General features: G+C 61.3%; 17 protein-coding genes and 1 pseudogene. 9 read left to right on the top strand and 9 right to left on the bottom strand.

Annotated features, from left to right (window positions below; all coding sequences use genetic code 11):
• Nucleotides 1-162: 162 nt before the first annotated feature.
• The 3 genes from ACP7D4_RS04595 to ACP7D4_RS04605 all read right to left on the bottom strand — a co-directional run bounded on the left by ACP7D4_RS04595 (nucleotide 163) and on the right by ACP7D4_RS04605 (nucleotide 4466).
• On the bottom strand, nucleotides 163-627 hold the full coding sequence (locus tag ACP7D4_RS04595; protein ID WP_426101316.1) for a thermonuclease family protein: 465 nt from the start codon (nucleotides 625-627) through the stop codon (nucleotides 163-165).
• A 473-nt stretch (nucleotides 628-1100) separates the two neighbouring features.
• Nucleotides 1101-3233, bottom strand: a complete 2133-nt coding sequence (locus tag ACP7D4_RS04600) for a putative bifunctional diguanylate cyclase/phosphodiesterase (protein ID WP_426207917.1) — start codon at nucleotides 3231-3233, stop codon at nucleotides 1101-1103.
• A 93-nt stretch (nucleotides 3234-3326) separates the two neighbouring features.
• Nucleotides 3327-4466 carry a branched-chain amino acid ABC transporter substrate-binding protein gene (locus ACP7D4_RS04605; protein ID WP_426207918.1) on the bottom strand — a complete coding sequence of 380 codons (1140 nt, stop codon included), beginning with the start codon at nucleotides 4464-4466 and terminating at the stop codon, nucleotides 3327-3329.
• A gap of 205 nt (nucleotides 4467-4671) precedes the next feature.
• Between ACP7D4_RS04605 and ACP7D4_RS04610 the strand changes: the two genes are divergently transcribed.
• The 3 genes from ACP7D4_RS04610 (at nucleotide 4672) to ACP7D4_RS04620 (ending at nucleotide 7578) form a co-directional block, all read left to right on the top strand.
• Nucleotides 4672-6327, top strand: coding sequence for a L,D-transpeptidase family protein (locus tag ACP7D4_RS04610; protein ID WP_426207919.1), 1656 nt, complete (start codon nucleotides 4672-4674; stop codon nucleotides 6325-6327).
• A 68-nt stretch (nucleotides 6328-6395) separates the two neighbouring features.
• Nucleotides 6396-7151 carry a YoaK family protein gene (locus ACP7D4_RS04615; protein WP_426101324.1) on the top strand — a complete coding sequence of 252 codons (756 nt, stop codon included), beginning with the start codon at nucleotides 6396-6398 and terminating at the stop codon, nucleotides 7149-7151.
• Between the two features lie 46 nt (nucleotides 7152-7197).
• On the top strand, nucleotides 7198-7578 hold the full coding sequence (locus ACP7D4_RS04620; RefSeq protein ID WP_426101326.1) for a hypothetical protein: 381 nt from the start codon (nucleotides 7198-7200) through the stop codon (nucleotides 7576-7578).
• Between the two features lie 6 nt (nucleotides 7579-7584).
• Here ACP7D4_RS04620 and ACP7D4_RS04625 read toward each other — a convergent pair whose 3' ends face one another.
• Nucleotides 7585-8073, bottom strand: coding sequence for a GNAT family N-acetyltransferase (locus ACP7D4_RS04625; RefSeq protein WP_426207920.1), 489 nt, complete (start codon nucleotides 8071-8073; stop codon nucleotides 7585-7587).
• A 193-nt stretch (nucleotides 8074-8266) separates the two neighbouring features.
• Between ACP7D4_RS04625 and ACP7D4_RS04630 the strand changes: the two genes are divergently transcribed.
• The gene (locus ACP7D4_RS04630; protein WP_426207921.1) at nucleotides 8267-10684 is read left to right on the top strand and encodes a catalase; all 2418 of its coding nucleotides are present in this window, start codon (nucleotides 8267-8269) and stop codon (nucleotides 10682-10684) included.
• Between the two features lie 26 nt (nucleotides 10685-10710).
• Complete coding sequence (locus ACP7D4_RS04635) at nucleotides 10711-12000, top strand: hypothetical protein (RefSeq protein WP_426207922.1); 1290 nt, start codon at nucleotides 10711-10713, stop codon at nucleotides 11998-12000.
• Nucleotides 12001-12051: 51 nt separating this feature from the next.
• Here the strand turns inward: ACP7D4_RS04635 and ACP7D4_RS04640 are convergent, their stop codons facing one another.
• The 3 genes from ACP7D4_RS04640 to ACP7D4_RS04650 form a co-directional block, all read right to left on the bottom strand.
• Nucleotides 12052-13419 carry a GH1 family beta-glucosidase gene (locus ACP7D4_RS04640; RefSeq protein WP_426207923.1) on the bottom strand — a complete coding sequence of 456 codons (1368 nt, stop codon included), beginning with the start codon at nucleotides 13417-13419 and terminating at the stop codon, nucleotides 12052-12054.
• Between the two features lie 98 nt (nucleotides 13420-13517).
• Nucleotides 13518-14543, bottom strand: a complete 1026-nt coding sequence (locus tag ACP7D4_RS04645; RefSeq protein ID WP_426207924.1) for a LacI family DNA-binding transcriptional regulator — start codon at nucleotides 14541-14543, stop codon at nucleotides 13518-13520.
• Between the two features lie 76 nt (nucleotides 14544-14619).
• On the bottom strand, nucleotides 14620-15858 hold the full coding sequence (locus tag ACP7D4_RS04650; RefSeq protein ID WP_426207925.1) for an ABC transporter substrate-binding protein: 1239 nt from the start codon (nucleotides 15856-15858) through the stop codon (nucleotides 14620-14622).
• A gap of 156 nt (nucleotides 15859-16014) precedes the next feature.
• On the opposite strand from ACP7D4_RS04650, the gene ACP7D4_RS04655 reads away from it, so the two are divergent.
• The 3 genes from ACP7D4_RS04655 to ACP7D4_RS04665 all read left to right on the top strand — a co-directional run bounded on the left by ACP7D4_RS04655 (nucleotide 16015) and on the right by ACP7D4_RS04665 (nucleotide 18959).
• Nucleotides 16015-16971, top strand: a complete 957-nt coding sequence (locus ACP7D4_RS04655; protein ID WP_426207926.1) for a DMT family transporter — start codon at nucleotides 16015-16017, stop codon at nucleotides 16969-16971.
• Between the two features lie 232 nt (nucleotides 16972-17203).
• A complete protein-coding gene (locus tag ACP7D4_RS04660) occupies nucleotides 17204-17704 on the top strand; it encodes a KGG domain-containing protein (protein ID WP_426207927.1) in 501 nt (166 codons plus the stop codon).
• 349 nt (nucleotides 17705-18053) lie between these two features.
• Complete coding sequence (locus ACP7D4_RS04665) at nucleotides 18054-18959, top strand: hypothetical protein (protein WP_426207928.1); 906 nt, start codon at nucleotides 18054-18056, stop codon at nucleotides 18957-18959.
• 200 nt (nucleotides 18960-19159) lie between these two features.
• On the opposite strand, the gene ACP7D4_RS04670 is transcribed toward ACP7D4_RS04665, so the two are convergent.
• Together ACP7D4_RS04670 and ACP7D4_RS04675 are read right to left on the bottom strand one after the other, a co-directional pair.
• Nucleotides 19160-20338 (bottom strand): hypothetical protein, encoded by a 1179-nt coding sequence (locus ACP7D4_RS04670; RefSeq protein WP_426101344.1) that lies wholly within the window; start codon nucleotides 20336-20338, stop codon nucleotides 19160-19162.
• Nucleotides 20339-20936: 598 nt separating this feature from the next.
• On the bottom strand, nucleotides 20937-21461 hold the full coding sequence (locus ACP7D4_RS04675) for a hypothetical protein (protein ID WP_426207929.1): 525 nt from the start codon (nucleotides 21459-21461) through the stop codon (nucleotides 20937-20939).
• Between the two features lie 67 nt (nucleotides 21462-21528).
• Here ACP7D4_RS04675 and ACP7D4_RS04680 point away from each other — a divergent pair.
• Nucleotides 21529-21860: pseudogene (locus ACP7D4_RS04680) on the top strand (hypothetical protein); the annotation flags it as partial.

Here is a 21860-nt window from a genome sequence, read left to right on the forward strand (position 1 = left end):
TATCGCGTGGCGGATTGCGAGGTTTGCGCTTTTCCGCCTTACATCAAGGCTTCGGCATATTACCCAGCACGGCAACAAGCCTTTGCTTGCCCGGCTTGATTGGGGAGGCCGATGCCGCCCTCACATCGCCGGGGCGCGCCGGGCGCGTGGCCGGGGTCCTGATTACAGCGTGCGCCGCACGCCTTTGCGCCTGAAGTCCCATGGCGGCACAGGCTGCGTGTCGCGCCAAATGCCCACATGGCGGGTCTGGGCCTTGAGTTCGGCGTCGCTGTAGCTGCGATCGCTCGCGTAGCGGCGGTACATCCACGCCATGCCGCGCGCAATCTGTTCCTTGTTGACGTCCACCCCGGCCACGGCAATCTTGCAAATGGCGCGGCCATAGCGGTCCCGACCGACGACATCGATGTAGGCCGTCCTGCCGAACGACAGCTCGGACAAGGACAATTTCGATGCTTGGCCGAACGCTTGTTTTTTCTCCGGCGCATCAATGCCGTACAGCCGGCACTTGATGCGCTCGCGGCTGGCGCTGAGCGCGGTCAGCGTGTCGCCGTCTGCGATACCGACTACCTGGTAGGGCGCACCCGGATTTGCTGCAATTGCCAACAGCGGCAAACTTGCCGCAACCATGACCAACATTCTTGCTACCGACATTCTCACCCCGACTCCTTTATCATGCTGGAGCAAGATTGTCGTCTTACGGAAAGACTTACGCAAGGGAAGATTTGATGCAGGCAACCCGCGTTGGCAGCGCGCCGACCTTGCACGGCTTGCGTTTGGAATGCCCTTGTCGGCAAGGCGCGCCCAGCCAGGGAAGCTGAGGGCGCGCAAGGCTGCACGCCATTGACGGGTTAGCTTTTCCCCACCATTGCCGCATAGCTCTGCGGATTTTTATCGGGATCGGACTGTAAGTCGGCCAAGCGCGGGCCTGGGCAGCCCCTTATCCGAGATGCGTCGCGTCAACGCACGTCGGATAAGGGGGCTGCCCAGGTCTGCGCGTATCCGACCTACGCTCCTACGCTCCTTGCAGCAGCACGTTGACATCACCAGAGGCGCCGTCGCCAAGAACATTGGCCAACAGCGCCTGGCGCACCACCCGTTTCCTAATGCGCAGCCGTCAGCATTTGCGCGAAACACTCGGCGCTGGTTGCTTCGGAGTACAGAAAGCCCTGGGCGTAATCGCAACCCGCCGCCTTGAGCCAGTCGCGCTGGGCGCAGGTCTCTACCCCTTCGGCAATGACTTTCAAGCCTAGCCGGTGCGCCATCATGACAATGGTTTCGGCAAAGATGCGGCTCTCCGAGCTGCTCACCATGTCCTTCACGAAACTCTGGTCAATCTTGAGGAAATTGACATTGAACCTTTTCAGGTAAGACATCGACGAATAGCCGATGCCAAAGTCGTCGATCGCAAACTGCACGCCGGCCTGTTGCAGCGCGAGCAGTTTTTCGCGCACGCCGGGCGATTCGTTGAGCATCACGCCCTCGGTCACTTCCACGGCGACGCTGCCCCCGGCTTCGGTCAGCGTTTGCAAGTCCGGACCACCGGGCTTCATCATCGAGCGGTCCGTAAATTCCACCGGCGACTTGTTGACGCTGACCTGGAACGGCCGGCCCAGCAAGTCGCTCCATTGGCGCGCCCGGCATACCGCCTCCTGGAGCACCCAGGCATCGATCTGACCGATCAGCCCCGTCTCTTCGGCCAGGCCGATGAAGGCGGCCGGTAGAAGCGTGCCCGACTGCGGGTGATGCCAGCGCACCAGTGCCTCGGCCTTGACGATGGCGCCGGTGCCCATGTCGATGATCGGCTGGTAATACACGGCGAGCTGATGGCAGGCAATTGCCTCGCGCAATTCGTCAATCACGCGCAGGCGCGCCCAGGCCGAGTCGCGCATGGCCTTGGTAAAAAAACTGAAACGGTTGCGCCCGGCTTTCTTGGCCACGAACATGGCCTGGTCGGCATTGCGCAGCAAGTCGTCGGGCAATAGCGCGTCTTGCGGATAGAGCGTGATGCCGATGCTGCCGGAGATAGCCGCGCTATGTTCGTGCAGCGCAATCGGGCGCCCCAGGCTGGCGAGAATTTGCTGGGCCAGCACCTCGATGTGCGGGATCTTCCGCACGTCAGTGATGATGACGGTAAATTCGTCGCCGCCCAGGCGGGCTACGGTATCGCTGGCGCGCACGCAGGCGCCAATGCGGCGCGCTGATTCTCGCAATACCTGGTCGCCCGCCGCGTGACCGAAGCGGTCATTGACCCCCTTGAAACCGTCAAGGTCGACGAACAACAAGGCCAGCGTGAGGCCGGTGCGCCCCGCGTAGCGGACCTCTTGCTCGAGCCGGTCGCGAAACAGCATGCGATTGGGCAATTCCGTGAGCGAGTCGTAATATGCATTGCGCAGCAACTTGTTTTCCGACGCCTTGAGTTCGGAAATATTGCGTGCGCTGCCAGTCACGGACTCAACAACCCCAGCCTCATTGATGACCGGCAGCAGTACGTAGCGGTACGTCACCGGTTCCATCTGGTCGGCATGGCAGGTGAATTCGCCGCGCAAAGACTCGTGGTTGTCGACAACGTGCGCGATGTCGCGCTCGAACTTGGGCGCCAAGTCCCTGCAAAAACGGCGGATGGGTTTGCCGAGGATGGCATCAACCTGCGCATTGAACAGCTTGGCCAAGGTGATGTTGGCATACAGGAAATGCGCGTCGATATCGAGAATGAACTGCAAGTCGGGCGAGGATGACAGCAGCGTGTCAAAGCGCCGCGTGTGCTCGTCTTTGTCGAGTGCGTAGCGCTCCAGCGATTCAGTCAGCGCCTGGTCGATGGCTTCGTTAAAGCGCAGCGCTTCGTCGGACGAGGCCGTTTCAGCTGCTCTGTTCGCGCATGCCCACTGCTTGAGGACGCTGGCGCGCAAGGCCCGAAATTCAGAAATGGTTTCGTCCAGGCTAAAGCCGCTTGCCACGCGGGCGGAACCATGCCGCTCAGCGGCGCTCTCAAGCGTGTTAGGGGGCGCGCGCCCCCGCGACTTTTCGAATTGCTGGCCCGACGTCTGGGGCTGTTCAAGATCATCGGCGATTGCCCGCAGCATGGCGCCGGCGTCGTCCCGCAATGCGGCCTCGTCCATGTGGCGCGCCGAAAGTATGCCCTTGGCGAACGCCTCCCATTCGACGAGAATCGACTCAATATTGTCGCGGATGAACGCTGGAAGCTTACATTTACTAGAGCGCGGTACGTCGTCCATACAGTCACCCCCTCGAATAACAAGGTTAGACCGTGGCGAACATTATAAGTTCCGCTCGCTCACACGCGAGCGCTGCGTTTTCCTTCTCGCGCGCTATTTCATGACAGCGACGCGCTGGCGCTTCCCGCCCTTGAAGGTATAAATCGTCAGCACGCCATTTTGCACGTCGCCGCGCGCATCAAAGGCGACGGTGCCGGTCACCCCCTGGTGGCGGATCTTGGCCAGCACAGGCAGATATTTCGCCGGATCGGGCGAACCGGCCTGGCGCATCGCGTCGACCATTGTCAACAAGGCGTCATAGGCGTATGGCGCGTACGTCAGCACGTCGATGCCGAATCTTTTCCGGTAGGCGGCCCTGAAGTCATCCATGCCCTTTTGCTGCGCCGCTTCAATACCGCCCGCTTCCGCGCAAATTACCTGGCCGTCCGCCATGGCGTCACCCGAGAGCCTGGCCATCGAATCCGAACACAGGCCGTCACCGCCCATGAAGCTGGCCTTGATGCCCAGTTTTTTCATTTGCTGCAGCATCGGCCCCGCCACCGCATCCATGCCGCCAAAGAACACCAGGTCTGGCTGCTTGCCCTTGATGGCAGTGAGGATGGCGCTAAATTCACTCGCCTTGTCGGTCGTGTATTGCTGCGACACGATGCGCGCCACACCCGACTTCTTGACGTTCTTGATGAATTCGTCGCTCAAGCCCTTGCCGTAGGCGCTGCGGTCGTCAATGACGGCAATCTGGCGCGCCTTGCCGTTTTGCACGGCGTAACGGGCGAGGGCGGCGCCGAGCTGCTCATCGTTGGCAACATTGCGAAACGCCGTGCCAAAACCTTGCCGCGTGTACGCGGGGTTGCTGGCGGAGGGCGAAATCTGGGGAATGCCGGCATTGAAATAAATGCGCGAGGCCGGTATCGTCGTACCCGACGTTTCGTGCCCGATGACGCCATTGACGCCGGCGTCGACCAGCTTTTGCGCGACCGTGGTGCCCTGTTTGGGATCGGCGGCGTCGTCTTCGGCCTGCAGCACGATCTTGTAGCGCTTGCCGCCAATCAGCACGCCCTTGGCATTTAACTCGTCGACCGCCATGCGCGCGCCGTTTTCATTGTCCTTGCCTAAGTGCGCGATGGCGCCCGAGGTGGCGGCCACATGGCCGATCCGGATCACGTCCTGCGCCTGCGCGACCGAACCCCAGGCCGCCGTAGCGACCGCCAACACAACTGCTATTTTGCCCTGCATACTATCCTTTGCGTTCTTGAGTGAAGCTTGCCGAAACAGAATAACATGGGGCAAACCGCCCTGCACCCGAGGCAATCATTCAGTACGGCCGCCACGCTGTCTCCATTCGGCACAAGCGGCGCCCATTTTACGACCTCGTGCGCAATGGGCGTAGCGCAGCCGGACGGTATGGCCTACAATCTTGTTTTTCCCTTAAGAAACACGCATGACACCCTCCTCCAAGCCCTTCGCGTCCCTGGCACTGGCAGTGCTGTTCTCGCTTGCAAGCATCACCGTCCACGCCGGGACGCCGGACGACATCCGCGTGCTGGCCGCAACGGCCAAGCAGGCCCAGAAAAGCGGCCAGCTCACCTATGACCAACGCGACTGGCTGGAACGCTTCTACGCGCCGCGCGCCTACGCTCCGGTGTGGCTGGGCGCTAACCTCTCAAAAGCCGCCGCCGCCGTGGTGCTGCTGCAGGAAGCGGCCGTGCACGGCCTGTCGCCGGCCGACTACGATGCCGACGGACTGGCCGCAAAAGTGCGCAGCGCCAGCCTGGACGACGCCGCGCTCGACGTCGCCCTGACGCGCGCAATGCTGCAATACATGGCCGACCTGCGCGTAGGGCGCGTGCGTTCCGAATACCACAGCGCCACGCCCGATCCGCGCCTGACCGCGTTTGATCCGGTCGAGCAACTGCGCGGCGCGGTCGAACAAAATACGCTGGCCGCCGCCGTCGCCAAGGCCGAGCCGCGCATTGCGCTCTACAAATACATGAAGCACACGCTGGCCCATTACCGTCAATTGGCCAAGGCGCCCGTCACCAGCCTGCCGCCGATTGCCAAGGGCGACAAGATCGAAGTCGGCGCATCCTATCCGGCAGCCCCGGCCTTGCGCGCCTTGTTGCTGCTGGTGGGCGACGAGCCGGGAGCGGCCAGCGCGCCGGACGACAAATACGGCGCCGACCTGGCCGCCGCAGTCAAGCGTTTCCAGGCACGCCACGGCCTGCTGGACGACGGCATCCTCGGTCCCGACACCGTTGCCGCGATGAATACGCCACTGAGCCAGCGCGTGCGCCAGTTGGAATTGACGCTTGAGCGCCTGCGTTGGCTGCCGGATTTTTCGAATGGCCCCATCGTTGCCGTCAACCTGCCGGCGTTTCGCCTATGGGCCATCAACAACGGCGACACCAACGGACCGCCGCCGCTGGAAATGCGGGTGATCGTTGGCACCGCCGTCAAGACCCAGACGCCCTTGTTCGTGGGCAGCATGCGCTACCTGGAATTCAATCCCTACTGGAACGTGCCACCGAGCATACAAAAAGCGGAACTGATTCCCAAGATTGCCAAGGATGGCAGCTATCTGGCCAAAAACGAGATGGAACTGGTCGCAGTGAGCGGTGCAGGCGAACCGGTGCGCAACGTAGATGCGGCCGTCATGGCCGACCTGCGCGCAGGCAAGTACCGCATTCGCCAGCGTCCGGGCGCCGGCAATGCGCTGGGCGCGGTCAAGTTCGCCATGCCCAATCCGGACAATATTTATCTGCACTCGACGTCGGCGCGCGAGTTGTTCAAGCGCACGCGGCGTGATTTGAGCCACGGTTGCATTCGCGTGGAAAAGCCGCAGGAACTGGCCCAGTTTGTACTGGCAGGCAAGCCGGAATGGACCAAGGAGCTGATCGGCAAGGCGATGGAGCCGGGCCCGCAAAAAACGGTTAACCTGAAGACGCCGATTCCTGTGGTGCTGTTTTACGCAACCGCGGTGAGCGGGCGCGACGGCCATGCGATCTTTTCGCAGGACGTGTACAAGCGCGATCCGGTGCTCGAAAAGTTGCTGAGCGCGCGCAGCGCTGCCGCAGCGCCGGATCAGCTGAGCAAGTAAGTAAGTCTGCTTCGACAACATCGATGGAGTAACATGGAGGCAGTCAACTGCCAGGCGCCCCTAACTCCATGCCCATCAATTATTCGCGCAAGCTGACCGGACGGGTGCGCACGGCCCATACCAACCGCCACCTCGGCTACGCGCTGACATTCGTGGCGGGGGCGATCAACGCCGGCGGCTTTCTCGCCGTGGAACAATACACATCCCATATGACGGGCATTGTTTCCTCAATGGCCGACAACCTGGCGCTGGGAACGGTCGATATTGCTCTGGCCGGGCTGGGCGCGCTGTTCGCCTTTATTGTCGGGGCGGCATGTTCGACGATGCTGGTCCATTATTCGCGCCAGCGCCAGATGCACAGCGAGTTTGCGTTGCCGCTGCTGCTGGAAGCTTGCCTGCTGCTCTGCTTTGGCCTCTTGGGCGCGCGCCTGGCCGATATTGACGGCTACTTCGTGTCGGTGACGGTGATCTTGCTCTCGTTCATCATGGGCTTACAAAACGCCGTCATTACCTCCCTGTCGAATGCCGAAATACGCACCACGCATGTCACCGGCATCGTGACCGACATCGGCATTGAACTTGGTAAGCTGGTTTATCCCAACCGCGGCAACCATGCGCCGGGCGATAAGGTGGCCGTCAACCGCCCCAGATTAAAAATGCTGTGCCTGCTGGTACTGTGCTTTTTTGTCGGCGGCGTGGCGGGAGCGCTGGGCTTCAAGCATGTTGGCTATATCGCCACGGTGCCGCTGGCGCTCGTGCTGCTGGGACTGGCCAGCGTGCCGGTCGTGGACGACTTGCATATCATCTGGCGGCGCAAGCTTTGATGCAGCCTTGCCGGGCCTTCCCACTTTTTACCGTAAAGGACTTTGCATGAGCAAACTGCTAATGGTCGTCAGCGCCGCTTTCATGGCTACGATCGGCCTGTTGCTGATATTTGCCCCGCAAGAATTGCTCGGAACTATGCAAGGGGTGCAGCACCCGGCCCTGCTGCCCGCCGTGCAACTGCTGGGGGCGCTGTACGTGGGTGGCGCCATCACCAACTGGATGAGCAAGTCGCACCTGGTGGGCGGCGTGTTCGGCCGACCGCTGGCGATGGGCAACCTGACCCACTTCGGCATCGGCGGCATGGCCCTGGTGCGCATCGCCGCCGGTGCCGAGGCGCGCCTGTGGCCGCTGGCCATCCTGTACGTGCTGCTGGCGGCAGCTTTCGGCGCCATTATCGTGGGCCAGCCCAAGGCCGCCGTGACGTGATCAGCGCTAATCGGGCACGGCCAGGGTCATGTACTTGACGGAAAACGGCAGATGGGCGAAGCGCTTGGGTTCCCCATCAACAAAGCCGAGCTTGTTGTACCAGCGCTGCAAATGCAGGTGCTCGCCAATCACGCCGATGCTGATCGATGCCACGCCGTCGCGGCGCGCCTGCTCCACCACATGCGCGACCAGGTGCGCGCCCGCACCTTGGCCCTGGTGCGGCGGCAGCACCGACAGGCGGTTCAGGTAAGCGCGCGCTGGCGCCGGCCTTTCGTAGGCCACGCACGCGATCGGCCCGGCTGTTGGGTCGTGCAGCATGAAATACGTTTCGCCGCGCGCCATCTCGGCCTCGACCCAGCTTGTGGTGCAAAACGACGGGTGTTTGGGACAATTGTCGGCATTTAATCCAAACCTGACCGCCACCTCCTTGTTCGCCTCGCTGATTAACATGGCGATCGTGGCGGCATCGTGCTGCGTGCATTGCGTCGGTGTCATCCGAATCCTTTTCATAAGAACAAGATTTCATTCTATTGCAATCTGGCCCCGTGCGAGCGGCATGGCTGCATTCTTATGACAGGTCAAAGTCTGGCTGAGCCTGCTTAGGCAAACTCAAGCACGCGTCTTGATGGCGCCGCTTCGTTTGCCAACCCAAAGGGGCGTCCGCCTCTTTTCTCTACAGAGGTCCAGCATGGCTAATTGTCACAACAACGGCACGCCGGTTGACGGCGCCGGCTCCGTCCTGAGCACCATTTCCGGCCCATCCACCGGTCAACCTCCGGCCAGCGTGGGCAGCGGCGAGCCGACCGCCGAACAGTTGCTGGAAAAAGTAGTCGGCAACGCCGCGCTCGCCGCCAAGATGCCTTACAACAGCACCAAGGGACTCGAATACGGCGACGCCGCGCGCGAGCCGCACGAGGGCGAGACCCACGCCCCTGACACGCCGCTGGCCACCGCCAGCACCAGTACCGAAACGACGGCGTCGCCCAAAGTGGGCGACGGCAACCCCCAGCTGGGCGCGAACCCGCTCAACGGCCCGCTCGACCGGGTGCGGGTCGACGACACCGGCCAGCGCCTGACCACCAATCAGGGAGTGCCGGTGGGTAACAACCAGGATTCGCTCAAGATCGGCCTGCGCGGGCCGACGGCCATGGAAGACTTCATCCTGCGCGAAAAAATCACCCACTTCGACCATGAGCGCATTCCCGAACGCGTGGTGCACGCGCGTGGTTCGGCCGCGCACGGCTATTTCGAGTCCTACCAGGACTTGTGCGAATTTACCCGGGCCACACCGTTCGCGGCATGCGGCAAACGCACGCCCGTGTTCGTGCGCTTTTCAACCGTGGTTGGCGAGAGGGGTTCGGCCGACCTGGCGCGCGACGTACGCGGCTTTGCGACCAAGTTTTATACCGACGAAGGCAACTGGGACCTAGTGGGCAATAACATACCCGTGTTCTTTATTCAGGACGCCATGAAATTCCCGGACCTGGTGCACTCTGTTAAGCCCGAACCCCACCACGCGATACCGCAGGCGTCCAGCGCCCACGATACCTTTTGGGACTTTGCCTCGCTCAGTCCCGAGATCACGCACATGCTGTTGTGGGTCATGTCGGACCGCGCCATTCCTCGCAGCTATCGCATGATGCAAGGCTTCGGCGTGCACACCTTCAAGCTGGTCAATGCGGAAGGCGTGGCGCATTTTTGCAAGTTTCATTGGACGCCGTTGCAGGGCACCCATTCGGTGGTGTGGGACGAGGCGGTCAAGATCAACGGGGCGGACCCGGACTTTCACCGCCGCGACCTGTGGGAAGCAATTGAATCAGGCCAATTTCCCGAGTATGAGCTGGGTCTGCAAATTTTCACGCAGGCGCAGGCAGACAGCTTCCCGTTCGACATTCTCGATGCGACCAAGCTTATTCCCGAGGAAATGGTGCCCCTGCTGCCTGTTGGCAAGCTGGTGCTGAACCGTAATCCCGATAATTTTTTTGCCGAAACCGAACAGGTGGCGTTTTGCACTGCGCACGTGGTGCCCGGCATTGATTTTACGGACGATCCGTTGCTGCAAGGGCGCAACCATTCGTATATCGACACCCAGATCAGCCGCCTGGGCGGGCCCAACTTCCACGAAATACCGATCAACTCGCCTATTGCGCAAGTGCATAATAACCAGCGAGAGGGCTTTCATCGGCAAGCCATCAACCGCGGACGCGTCAATTACGAACCCAATTCGCTGGCCGGCGGCTGTCCGTTCCAGGCCGGCACGGCAGGCTTTAACACCTTTCCGCAGCCCGTGCCGGCTGAAACGAAAGTGCGCGGCAAGCCCGAACTGTTTGGCGAGCACTACGGGCAAGCGCGCCTGTTCTGGGAAAGCCAGAGCGCGCCCGAACAGCGCCACATCATCAACGCATTCCGCTTTGAGCTCACGCGGGTGCAGGTGCGCGCCGTGCGCGAGCGCATGCTTGCCGGCCTGGTCAACGTGGACCTGGCGCTGGCAGGCGCGGTTGCCGAAGGCCTGGGCATGCCGTTGCCGGCGCCCTTGCCGCGCGCCACGCCACTGCCCATTCCCGAATATGCGCCCTCGCCGTCGCTATCGCTGCTCAGCCGCCCGGGCCAGCGCGGCATCCGTACCCGGCGCGTAGCGCTGTTGGTCGCCGACGGAGTCGATGGCGACATGGTGCGCGCCATGTATGGTTCCCTGCTCAAGGATGGCGCCGTGCCGCGCCTGGTGGGCCAGCGCCTGGGCCGCGTTACGTCACTCGACGGCTGCCCGCTCGACGTCGAGATCACCTTCGAGGCCGGGCCGTCGGTACTCTACGATGGCTTGATCGTGCCGGACGGCGGCGAAATGGCGGGCATCCTGGGCATGGACGCCAACGTCCTCAATTTCCTGCGCGAGCAGTACCGGCACGGCAAACCCCTGCTGGCGGTGGGCAGCGGCGTGGAGCTCCTGGTCAGCGCAGGCGTGGCGCTCGACCTGCCGGACGACACGGATGACCCGGGGCTGATCATCGTCGATGGCGCCGACAGCGCGGCCGGGCTGGAGATGTTCAAGGACGTGCTGGCCGAGCAGCGGGTGTACGCCAGGGAGACCGACCCGCCGCGAGTGTAGCGCCATGCGGTGCTAGAATCGTCCGCATGACCAATCTTTCATGTGACGAGGATTGTTCGGCCCAGGCGGCCGAACAATTAAACAGTAACTGCTTTTGCGGCGGCCTGCAACTGGACGCCTTGACGCAGGCCTTGCGCTCGGCGCCCGGCACGCCGGACGTGCCGGCGCTGATCGCCGAGCGCTGCCCGCATTTGTTTTCGACCCTGCCGGTGTATGTGTCCTCGGCGCAGGCGCTGCAGATGGAAGCGTTGATCGGGGCGGTGGAATCGGTGCTCGCCCTGCCCTCGTACGGCGCGCACGTGCTGGCCGGGGCCGCGCCTATCGCCCGCCACCCCCAGCGCGCGCGTGGCGTGTTTTTTGGCTACGACTTCCACCTGGAGGGCGAGCGCATCGGCCTCATTGAAATCAATACCAACGCGGGCGGCGCGCTGCTCAACGCCGCCCTGGCACGCGCACAGGACCCGTGCGGCGCGCTCGCGCAAGGCGCCGTGGACGGATCCGAAGGCGGCGCCGGCTTCGAACAGCAGATCATCGCCATGTTTTTACAAGAGTGGCGCCTTGCGGGGCGAGAAGGGCCGCTCGGGCTGGTCGCGATCGTCGACACCGCGCCGGAGACGCAGTACCTGTATCCCGAATTTTTACTGTTCAAGCAGCTCTTCGCGCGCAGCGGCATTGACGCCGTCATCGCCGATCCCGCAGCCCTGCAATGGGATGGCACGCGACTGCACATTGATGGCCGCAGCGTGGACCTGGTCTACAACCGGCTGACCGATTTCGCGCTGGAGCATCCCGACAGCGCGGCCATGCGCGCCGCCTACCTCGCTGACGCGGTCGTGATCACCCCGCACCCGCAGGCGCACGCGCTGTATGCAGACAAGCGCAATCTGGCGCTGCTGACGGACGACGCCAAGTTGACGGAACTGGGGGTGCCGCAGGCTACCCGCGCCCTGCTACTGGCCGGCATTCCGCACACGGAAGTGGTGCAGGCCGACCAGGCCGAGCGCCTGTGGGCGGCGCGGCGCGGCTTGTTCTTCAAGCCGAGCGCCGGCTTTGGCGGACGCGCGGCCTATCGCGGCGACAAGCTGACCAAGCGCGCGTGGCAGGATATTCTCGCCGGCGACTACGTGGCGCAGGCGATCATGGCGCCGGCGCAGCGGATGGCGGGTTCCGCCGAAGCGCCCGAGAAGCTCAAGTTCGACATCCGCTGCTATTGCTATGACGGCAAAGTGCAGTGGACGGCGGCGCGGGTGTACCAGGGACAGACGACCAATTTCAGAACGCCGGGAGGCGGGTTCGCGGTGGTGTACCGGGTATAAAAGCGGGCAGCTGTCGTGGCACGCTGCCCCGCTTTGTCGTGATCCCGTCGTCTATGCCTGGCCGCCCAAAAACGCGCGGTACCACTGGCCGCTTGCCTTGAGCGTGCGCTTTTGGGTGACAAAGTCGACATACGCAATACCGAAACGGCGCAAGTACCCTTCCGACCATTCGAAGTTATCCAGCAGGCTCCAGGCAAAATAACCCTTTACCGGCACACCGTCGTCGCGCGCCTGGCGCACCGCCGCCAGGTGCCGGACCAGATAATCGCGGCGTTTGCCGTCGTCGATGCTGCCGTCCTCGCCCACCACGTCGTCATAGCACGAGCCGTTTTCGGTCACGTACATGTCGGGCGGCGCGTAGTCGCGCGCGATGCGCGCCAGCAGCGCGGTGAGGCCCTCGGGCGCCACTTCCCAGCCAAAATCGGTGCGCTCTCGCCCTTCGGGCAAGACCACGGAGGTGCGCAAGAAGCCTGCGTTGGCATCGTCCTTGACCACTTCCGGGAAGTAGTAATTCACGCCCAAAAAATCGGTTGGCGCCGCGATCGCGGCCAGGTCGCCGGGCGCGATGATGGGTGCATCGGCGCCCATCATCTGCAGCGGCTCGACTGGATAGCCGCGGCCATACAGGGCGTCCAGGAACCAGCGGTTGCGAAATGCGTCATGGCGCGCGACGGCTTGCTGGTCGGCGGCAGAGTCGCTGGCCGCCATGATCGGGTGCAGGCTGAGGGCAATGCCGACCGCGGCACCCGGCACATTGGCGCGGATGACGGGGACAGACAAGCCGTGCGAGAGCAGCACGTGGTGGCACACCTGCAGCGCGGTGGGCAAACTCTTGAGGCCGGGCGCATGCATGCCATCGAGGTTGCCGTGAATGGCGGTGCACCACGGCTCGTTGTGGGTGATCCAGTGCTTGACCCGGTCGCCCAGGCGCCGGGTGACGACGTCGGCATACTCGACGAATGCGGCCACGGTGTCGCGGTTGGTCCAGCCGCCCGCGTCTTGCAGATACTGCGGCAAGTCCCAATGATACAGCGTGACCCATGGCACCAGGCCGCGCGCGAGCATGCCGTCGACCAGGCGCGAGTAAAAATCGAGTCCGGCCTCGTTGGGGGCGGCGCCGCGTGCGCTGAAGATGCGCGGCCAGGAAATCGAAAAGCGGTAGGCGTTCAAGCCGAGCGAGCGGCCAAGATCCATGTCTTCGGGCCAGCGGTTGAAATGGTCGCAGGCGACGCTGCCGTCGGAGCCGTCGCGGATGGCGCCGCGCTGCTGGCAGAAGGTGTCCCAGATCGATGGCACGCGTCCATCGGCGCTGGCGCCGCCTTCGATCTGGAATGCCGATGTGGAGCAGCCCCACACAAAATCGGCGCCAAAATCGGCGCGCGACAGGGAACCGTGCGGTGCGGAAGGTTGTTTGGTCATGGACATGTTCGTGGTAGTGGAAGTTGCCTGCCGAGAAATTGGAATCGCTTCCACTTTACCACAAAAAAAACCGCCCGCGAGCGGAACCGGGCGGTTTTTTATTTTGCGGCGCGCGTGCTCCTGGCCTTGGCCAGCGAGGCGCGTGCGGTGACGCTGACGGCGTACTCATGCGTGAACGGGCGGTGCATGGCGTAGCAGCGGTTGAGCAGGCAGTTCAAGCCGTTCAGGGCCATCTCGGTCCAGGGCATGTGCACGGATGTGAGGCGCGGCGCGGTGAAGTTGGCGGTGTCGGTGTCGTCGTAGCCGAGCACCGAGACGGCGCCGGGCACGTCCACGCCGGCCTGCTGAAAGTACGATAGCGCGCCGACGGCCATTTCGTCATTGGCGCAAAACACGGCGGTAAAGTCGTAGCCGGAATTGAGCAGCTTGTCGGCCGCGGCCCAGCCGCCCTCGGGCGCGAAGTTGCTCTCCTCGAGCCAGACGGTGGCGGTGTCGATGCCGGCCTGCGCCAGTTCGTCCATGAAGCCGTCGATGCGCTCGACGTTGTCGGCGGCGTACTTGGGCCCGGCGATGACGGCGATCCTGCGGTGTCTTTTGTCCAGCAGCGCTCTGGCCGCCATGCGCCCGCCCAGCTTGTGGTCGACCGTGAAGCAGCGCTCCTCCATGCCCGGCAGGCAGTGGTTGAGCAGCACCAGGCGCGCCTTGCGCGGGCCAAGCGCGGCGATGTCTTCTTCGCGCAGCGCGTTGCTCATCACAAGCACGCCGTCGCAGCCGCGCTGATTGAGAAAATCAATGCCCTCCACGGCCTGCCGGCGTTCGTCGACGCTGCCGGTGCCAAAGCCGACCACCATGTTCAGGCCGGCGGCGCGCAGTTCGGCATAGACCAGCTGCAAAATGGGGGTATAAAAAGTCCCGCTTAAAAAGGGGATGTAGACGCCGATCATCTGCGAGGTGCCGGACATCAGCGAGCGCGCCGCGTGCGACGGCTGAAAGTCGAGTTCTTCGATTGCCTTGCGCACGCGCGCCAGCGTCTTGGGCGAGACTGCGCCCTTGCCGCTGACCACGCGCGACGCGGTGCCAAGGCCTACGCCGGCCAGCAATGCTACATCTTTCAAAGTCGCCACGCGCTTGCTCATTCATCCATGATCGAAGGACAAAGGATACTGCATTCGGGCGATGCTCCACAAGTGCGCGCCTGGCTTACTGTTCGCTCCTGAGCGCTGCGGCGATCCCCTTTTGCGCTTTTTCGACCGGCATTTTGGTATTCCAGAATGCCGTCAGCACGTCTTGCATGGCGCCGTTCTGGTCGGGCGTGAGATAGACCTCGCCGATGCCGACATGGCGCGCGCGGTCTTTCATGATGGCGATGCCGGTGCGCGCGCATTCATCCATGCTGGAAGCGTCGACGTCGCCCCGGATCGGGATCGAGCCTTTGAGCTTGTTGAACGCGACCTGGGTTGTGGGCGCGACGATGGTACTGGCCAACAGCTTCTGGTACTTGACCTGCTGCGGATTGCTCGTCTTGGGGAAGACGAAAGCGTCGCCCTGGATCAGGTAGGGCGACTGGGCGTTAAAGCCCGCGATGCAGCCATACTCTTTACCCGCCGTCATTTTGGCCGCTGAAAATTCACCTTTGGCCCAATCGCCCATGATCTGGAAACCGGCCTTGCCGCTGATGACCATGGCGGTGGCGTCGTTCCAGTTGCGGCCCGGCGCGCCGCTGTCGACGTATGACTGCAGGCGCTTGTAAGTACTCAGCACCTTCTTGAAGGCTTCCGAATTGATGGCGGCGGGGTCGCGCTCGCGCAGCACCTTGAGGTACAGGTCGGTGCCGCCGACATGGGCCAGCATCGCCAGGAACAGGATGTTTTCCTGCCACGCCTGGCCGCCATGGGCGAGCGGCACGATGCCGGCGGCCTTCATCTTGTCGAGTGCGGCGAACAGTTCGTCGACGCTGGCCGGTTCTTTGGCGATGCCCGCCTTTTTGAAAGCGGCTTTCGAATACCAGATCCAGGCCTGCATGTGGATGTTGACCGGCACCGCGTAGTAATGGCCCTTGACGCGGATGACGTTCAGGATCGGCTCGGGCAGGAACTTGTCCCACCCTTCCCGCTTGGCGACGTCGTCGACGTTATTGAGCATGCCCTGCTCGACCAGATCGGTGAACTGCTTGGTGGTGTTGAACTGCGCCGCCATCGGTGGATTGCCGCCGACGATGCGGTTGATCGCGGTGGCGCGCGCCTGGTCGGCGCCGGCGATGGCCGCATCGTTCCAGACGCCGCCCTGCTTGCGGTAGGCGTCGGCGATGGTGCGCACGGCGGCCGCCTCGCTGCTGGAAGTCCACCAGTGGATGACGTCGGGCTTGGGATCGGCGGCGCGCGCGCCCGTGCCGGCGCAGGCCAGCAGGACTACGGCGGCGACTTTACATACGTTGTACATTTTGTCTCCTGGGTAAGCTGGTCTATGCCTGCTTGAAGGTTGGAAGGGTTTCCAATTTAACTCTTTGACTATAGCATTTTTTGATTTTAAGTGTCAACGCGGCGCGCGACAAGGCCGTGTGCGACACTACTGCCCTTGCCCTTTGGAACAGCGACGATGTGGACAGGTGTAGTGTGCGGTTTGGTGGCGGGCGCCATGTGGGGCATGGTGTTCATCGTGCCGGAACTGCTGAGCGCGTTTTCGCCGGTGGAACTGGCCGTGGGCCGCTACACGGCGTACGGGGCGCTGGCGCTGGGTCTGATGCTGCCCCGCCTGCGCGGCTTGTTCGGGCGGCTCGAGCGCAGCCATTATGCAGCCCTGCTGCGCCACGCGCTGGCCGGCAACATCGTCTATTACATGCTGCTCGCGCTGGGCGTCAAGCTGGCGGGCGTGGCGCCGACCTCGCTCATCATCGGCGTGCTGCCCATTGCCGTGACGCTGATGGGCCGCAAGGATCATGGCGCCGTTGCGCTGCGCAGCCTGGCGCTGCCGCTGCTGGTGGTCGCGGCGGGCATTGCGTGCATCAACATTGATGTATTCCAGCATGCGCGGGCGATCAACGCCGACCTGGGCCGCACGCTGCTGGGACTGGCGTGCGCGACCGGAGCGCTGCTGTGCTGGAGCTGGTACACCATCGACAACGCCCGCTTCCTCAAGCGCAATGCGCATTTCACCAGCGCCGAATGGTCGGCCTTGTACGGCCTGGCCAGCGGTGCGATTGCGGTGCTGATCGGACTGGCGGGCCTGGCCGTTTTTCATGGCGATATTACCGGTGCCGGCGCCGCTGCAAGCGGGCGCGACTGGACGGTGTTCTGGGTCACCAACACCCTGCTCGCGTTGGGTGCATCGGTGATCGGCAACCACTTGTGGAACATCGCCAGCCGCCGCGTGCCGGTCACGCTGTCCGGCCAACTGATCTTGTTTGAAACGCTATTCGCCCTGCTGTACGGTTTTATTCTTGCGCACCAGACACCGCGTCCGCTGGAGCTGGCGGCCGTGTGCCTGTTGATCGTCGGCGTGGTCTGGGCGGTGCGGGTGCATGCGATGGAGGATGCCCCTGCCGTAGCGGCATAATTTCCCCATAAAATTCTTTCCAAAATCAATCATTTCCATCCTTTAATTTCGTAGGTCTACAGGCAGTAAACTACGTTATCTCATCCTACATACGCACTGGCTATCCGCCGACTTAACATTCTGCCGCGCTCGCCTACTATGAAGTCTCTCGCAACGAACACACAACGGTGCGAAAAAGCTGAAACGATTAGTTCCAGTAACTCTACTCAACATAAATACTAGGAGAACGATAATGGCTACCAATCAAGGCGGTAACAACAAAGGCAATAACCAGTCGGACAAAGAGTCGGGCAATCGCGGCGGCAACCAGGGCGGCAACAACCAGAGCGGCGACACCAGCAACCGCGGTTTCGCATCGATGGATCCTGAAAAGCAACGCGAAATCGCCGCTGAAGGCGGCCGTGCAGCGCACGCTTCGGGCAACGCCCACGAATTCACGTCGGATGAAGCGCGCGAAGCCGGCAAGCTGAGCCACGGCGGCAGCCAGCAGAGCGATTCGAACAGCGGCTCGCGCAGCTCGTCGGGTGGCTCGGCCGGGTCGAAGCAGTCCGATTCGGACAGCGGCTCGTCGAAATCGTCCGGCAGCAAGGCAAGCGATTCGGATATCGGCTCGTCGCGTTCAAGCTCGGGCGGCAACAAGCAGAGCGACTCCGACAGCAAGAGCTCGTCCGGTGGCAAATCCGGCGGATCGCAGTCGTCGTCTGGCGGTTCATCGGGCTCGAAGTCGAAGTAAGCTTTCCTCCTGGGGCCGGGTGATGCCGGCTCTTTTACAGGCGCCCAAGGGTGCTTGAGCAGCAAGAATAGCCCACCTCGTGTGGGCTATTTGCTTTTGAGATGAAATCGTTAAACCCATTGTGCAGCTCGAACGGCATCGGAATCAATCCAATATAAAAATATTGACGTCGTTTTGGAAACGGATCGGCAGCTGAGAAAATTGCCTAAAAGCCAACCTGGCGAGCGGCTTCTAGGATAAAGTGGTGATGCAGCAATGTGAACGTGCGAAGTGAAACCGTCCCTGGTGTAATTCCGCTCACGAGCATGCAATGTAGCGTTACCCACCCATATTTCAATGAAGGATGCTGATGTTCCCGATGTCGTTCCGCCCTCTTCTGGCCTCCCTTTTGTTCGCATTGGTAGTGCATGTTGATGCGCAAGCAGGTCCTGTCTCCCCGCTCGAACAATTGCTGCTCGATAAAAACTATCCTGCTTTTCAGGCGCGCGCCTATAAGGATGCAGCGTCCGGCAATGCCGAGGCAAACTTTCTGATTGGCAAAGCCCAGCACCTGGGACTCGGCGTGCCGATCGACTTGTACGAGGCGAAGGAGTGGTACGACAAGGCACTGGCACTGGGCTCTGCGAGGGCCGCGCACAACATGGGCATCATGGCGCTCGATCAGGATAATCGCAAGGAAGCCATTGCCAGCTTCAAGAAAGCGTTGTCGATGGGCTTCAACAATCCGACGCTGTTTAACCTCGGTCGCGCATATTCGCCGCTGCGGCCCCGCTATCCCGATCAGCTCGAGGGCACGCTGGTGTTGTCCCAAGAGGCAGCTGATTACTTTACACAAGCCTACGCAATCGACAAAAGCGCCGAGACGGCACCGCGCGCTGGGCGCGAATACGTGCAGATGATTGACTGCCTGCGGTTGCAGAAGGAATACGGCATGCCCCCCGGAAAATATGACCGCGCCGCCTTACTAAAAGAAGCAGTCCATTGGCTCACGATTGCCATGGATGCGAACTCAGCCAATGCGATGACCAATTACGGCGCACTCATGCTACTTGAAAACAAGACCCAGGAGGCGCGTGTTGCTTTCCTCAAGGGTGCTGCTGGAGGCAATGCCCTGGCGCACCACCATCTTGGCGAAATGGCGGAGCGCGAAGGCGGGGCAGGAGCAATTAAGCAAGCACTTGCGTATTACAAGGAAGCCCACAGACTCGGTTTGGCGGGAGCGCTCAGCGACGTGGAGCGCCTGAAGGGTCAGTGAGCCGGCCGGACTGTGTGTAGAACCCGGACTTGGTCGTGAATCAATGCGCCTGCTATCCCAACGACAATGATGCTTCAAACGTTCGCGGCTCGCCCATCGGCCTTCATATAGCCAGTTAAGCATGGACGTCCCCCGAGAGTGCGCCCCCAGGCAAACGGTGGGATTTCATCACAAGTTCAAACTGCCGATGCGGTCTTAAATCAAGGGCATGTTTCGACGGTATTGACGCGATAGTTAATGCATTTTTTCCATACTGCCGGCGTCGCCTCGGGTACTAGCAAGAATTTTCCTTGAGCGTCCAGCATCAGGTCGTGATCTTGCTTTTGTAAAGCTGCCCAAAGCCTTGCCTTGTCCGCCGACGTGATGTGCGTCCTGGTCCCCCTTGCCACCGAATATTTGCTCTCGTACACACCATCGTTTGCATTGGCGACCTTGGTTGGCAGCGAGTATATTTGCCAAAAACCGAGCAGAGTACCGCCCTGGGCGGCTACAGTATCAATCTCATTTGCGGACGCTATGACCTTGAGTCCGGCGTATCTGGTCAAATCATCATTCGCCGCAAGGCTACGGCGGTAGCGTTTGTTTTCTTCGGTCTCGGCATATTCTGCAATAGGCTGACCGGTCTCGCCATACACGACAACACCGGCCCGCTTTACGACAAACGGCTTGCCATCCAATCCAGGCATGCTTTTCTCGACGTCAATCCTCCGCAATAGTTTCCCGGCCTCTGTGTACACGTAGCGTTCCTCGATCTGCTCTGGGGACGATGCGGTACATGTCTCCGCGCTAGCAGGTGCGGCGCCCAAAAAACCATCCGTTCGGTTATAGTGAAAACACTCCGTTTTTTCACGCTTGAGGGCCAAATGGCGGTCATCGAGGACGAATTGCGCCACGCCCGCGATACGTGAACGCTGGTCATAGAAGATCTTCGTGAGCTCGTACACGCGAACGTCAGCAGCGCCAGGACGGACCAACTGTCCGGCTTTATCCCGACGCTCCCGGGACGTTTCGGTTAAGTCTCTCGCCTCAACTCGACAAGGGTATTTCACGCCCTTGTCGTCCGCATCAACATAGATGATGGAGGATGTAAGGTCTGCCAACGGCTGAGGATAGGCGTCCCAATTGACCCGCGATTGCCAAGGCAAGCTTTTGCCACGCCCTTCCCCGGGAGCCGGCCTCCACGCATCGGTGGCAACAACGCGAGAGCCGTCAAGACCGGGCAATGTGCCTCCGGCTTTGAGGTCCACGGGTTTTACATAAACGCGCGTCCATGTGGGGTTACCTGCGGCGGCGGTCGGCTCACAGAGCGGCCGGGACTGCGCATTGCTGGCGACGAAAGCCCCACATATTAGAAAAAGTGGAAGAATCAATTTTTTCATTGTTGCCTCATTAAGAACCGCACAGCGCAAGTCCAAGCTTGGCCGAAATTTGGCGTCCCCTACGGCATCATTAGTTTCCATTTACACACCTCGGATACTTCGAACGATCTGCTCGTTTTCCGTCAATTACCAGGCGCTGCAGCGCCGGCGCGTCAGATATTTCCACTTGGGGGATCGCAGCAGGATAGGAGCTTGGCATCGGTATCCGCCTGCTTTTGAATTGCTTGCCAACTCTGAGGACCTCCAAGCTTGTCAATGGCACTCTGCAAATGCGTCGTTGGCCTGATCCAACCAGTAATACCAAAAAGCTTACGCTAAATATTCTTGCGCAGCTCATGTGCGTAAGTCCGAACAGGCTGCGGCCTCGTTGCGCACCATCAGCGCGCGTAAAATCGCCATCCATCCTCACTACCGCAATTTCCGAGTTCCTTTCACCCAGTGCGCATGCCGCAGTACGAACACTAATCAGCCACGGACGAGCTGACCGTGGCAATATTGTGGGGTTATTGCCAACTAGTAAGCTGAAAAATCTTCGCTTTGCTTCCGTTCCAAGCCGCGAGGTAGAGTCGGGAAGACCTCACCCTGCAGCCTGCCGGAGTCATTCATCGGACTGGTCTCTTAACGAAAAACCAATACTTTCAATCGCATCCGTCTTCCTGGTTCCTTTGAGGTGGAAAAATAACAACACCTTATCGGAAAATGTTCCATGCGGCGTTGAACAGTCAAGTGTCCCGCAACGGACGTTTCTATTGCGATTAAGCTTGGAACGTATCTCATCGAACCCGGTGTTTGGGTTTATAACAGCGCCGTCGAATGTTAGCTCTCCGGAAAAAGGCGACTGGGGCGGCAGCGCGGCGTAATGCACGGTATGTGGATCAGTCAAAAACTCTGGAATAGAGATATAAAGATTCACAAATTCCACCGTTTTTTGCGTGTCTTCGGTACCAACTTCTAACCCAAGGCTATCCCACGTGCACAAAATGGTACCGACTTTGGCGTTTGTACACCTTGAAGGCGCCGAAATAGCAGCTTTCCAACTCTCTTGAGCGCGTGCAAGATGTTTGATGGCTTTTGAGGGAGTTTTGTGCAGAATAACTGAGGTTTTAAGGCTGAGCGCCCTCAAAGAGCTTGACCAGCAAGCCCTCTGAGGACGAGTCTCTGGTTTCTGACACCGTTGAGACGAGTCCATTATGTGCCAATCCGTCCTTCGTGATCCAGCTTTCTTTGCGTTGTTGCTGCGCATCGATCAAGAGCACGCCGCCGAGGTCCGTCTTGGCCGCTGCGCCTGCGGCGGTCCGCTGCATCAAGCCAATTATGAACGCAAGCCGCATGGCGGCCCCGGCAGTTCTGGCGTCGACACCTTGCGTCTGAGTTTTTGTTGCGGTAATTGCCGCCGCCGCTGCACGCCGGAGTCGGTGCGCTTTCTTGGTCGGCGCGTGTACTGGGGCGCGATAGTGCTGCTGGCCACGGCGCTATGTTCCGGCCTGAACCTGCGGCGGGGTCATCAGCTCTCCGAGCAACT

Source organism: Massilia sp. TWP1-3-3, assembly GCF_049897805.1.
Classification (GTDB): domain Bacteria; phylum Pseudomonadota; class Gammaproteobacteria; order Burkholderiales; family Burkholderiaceae_D; genus Telluria_A.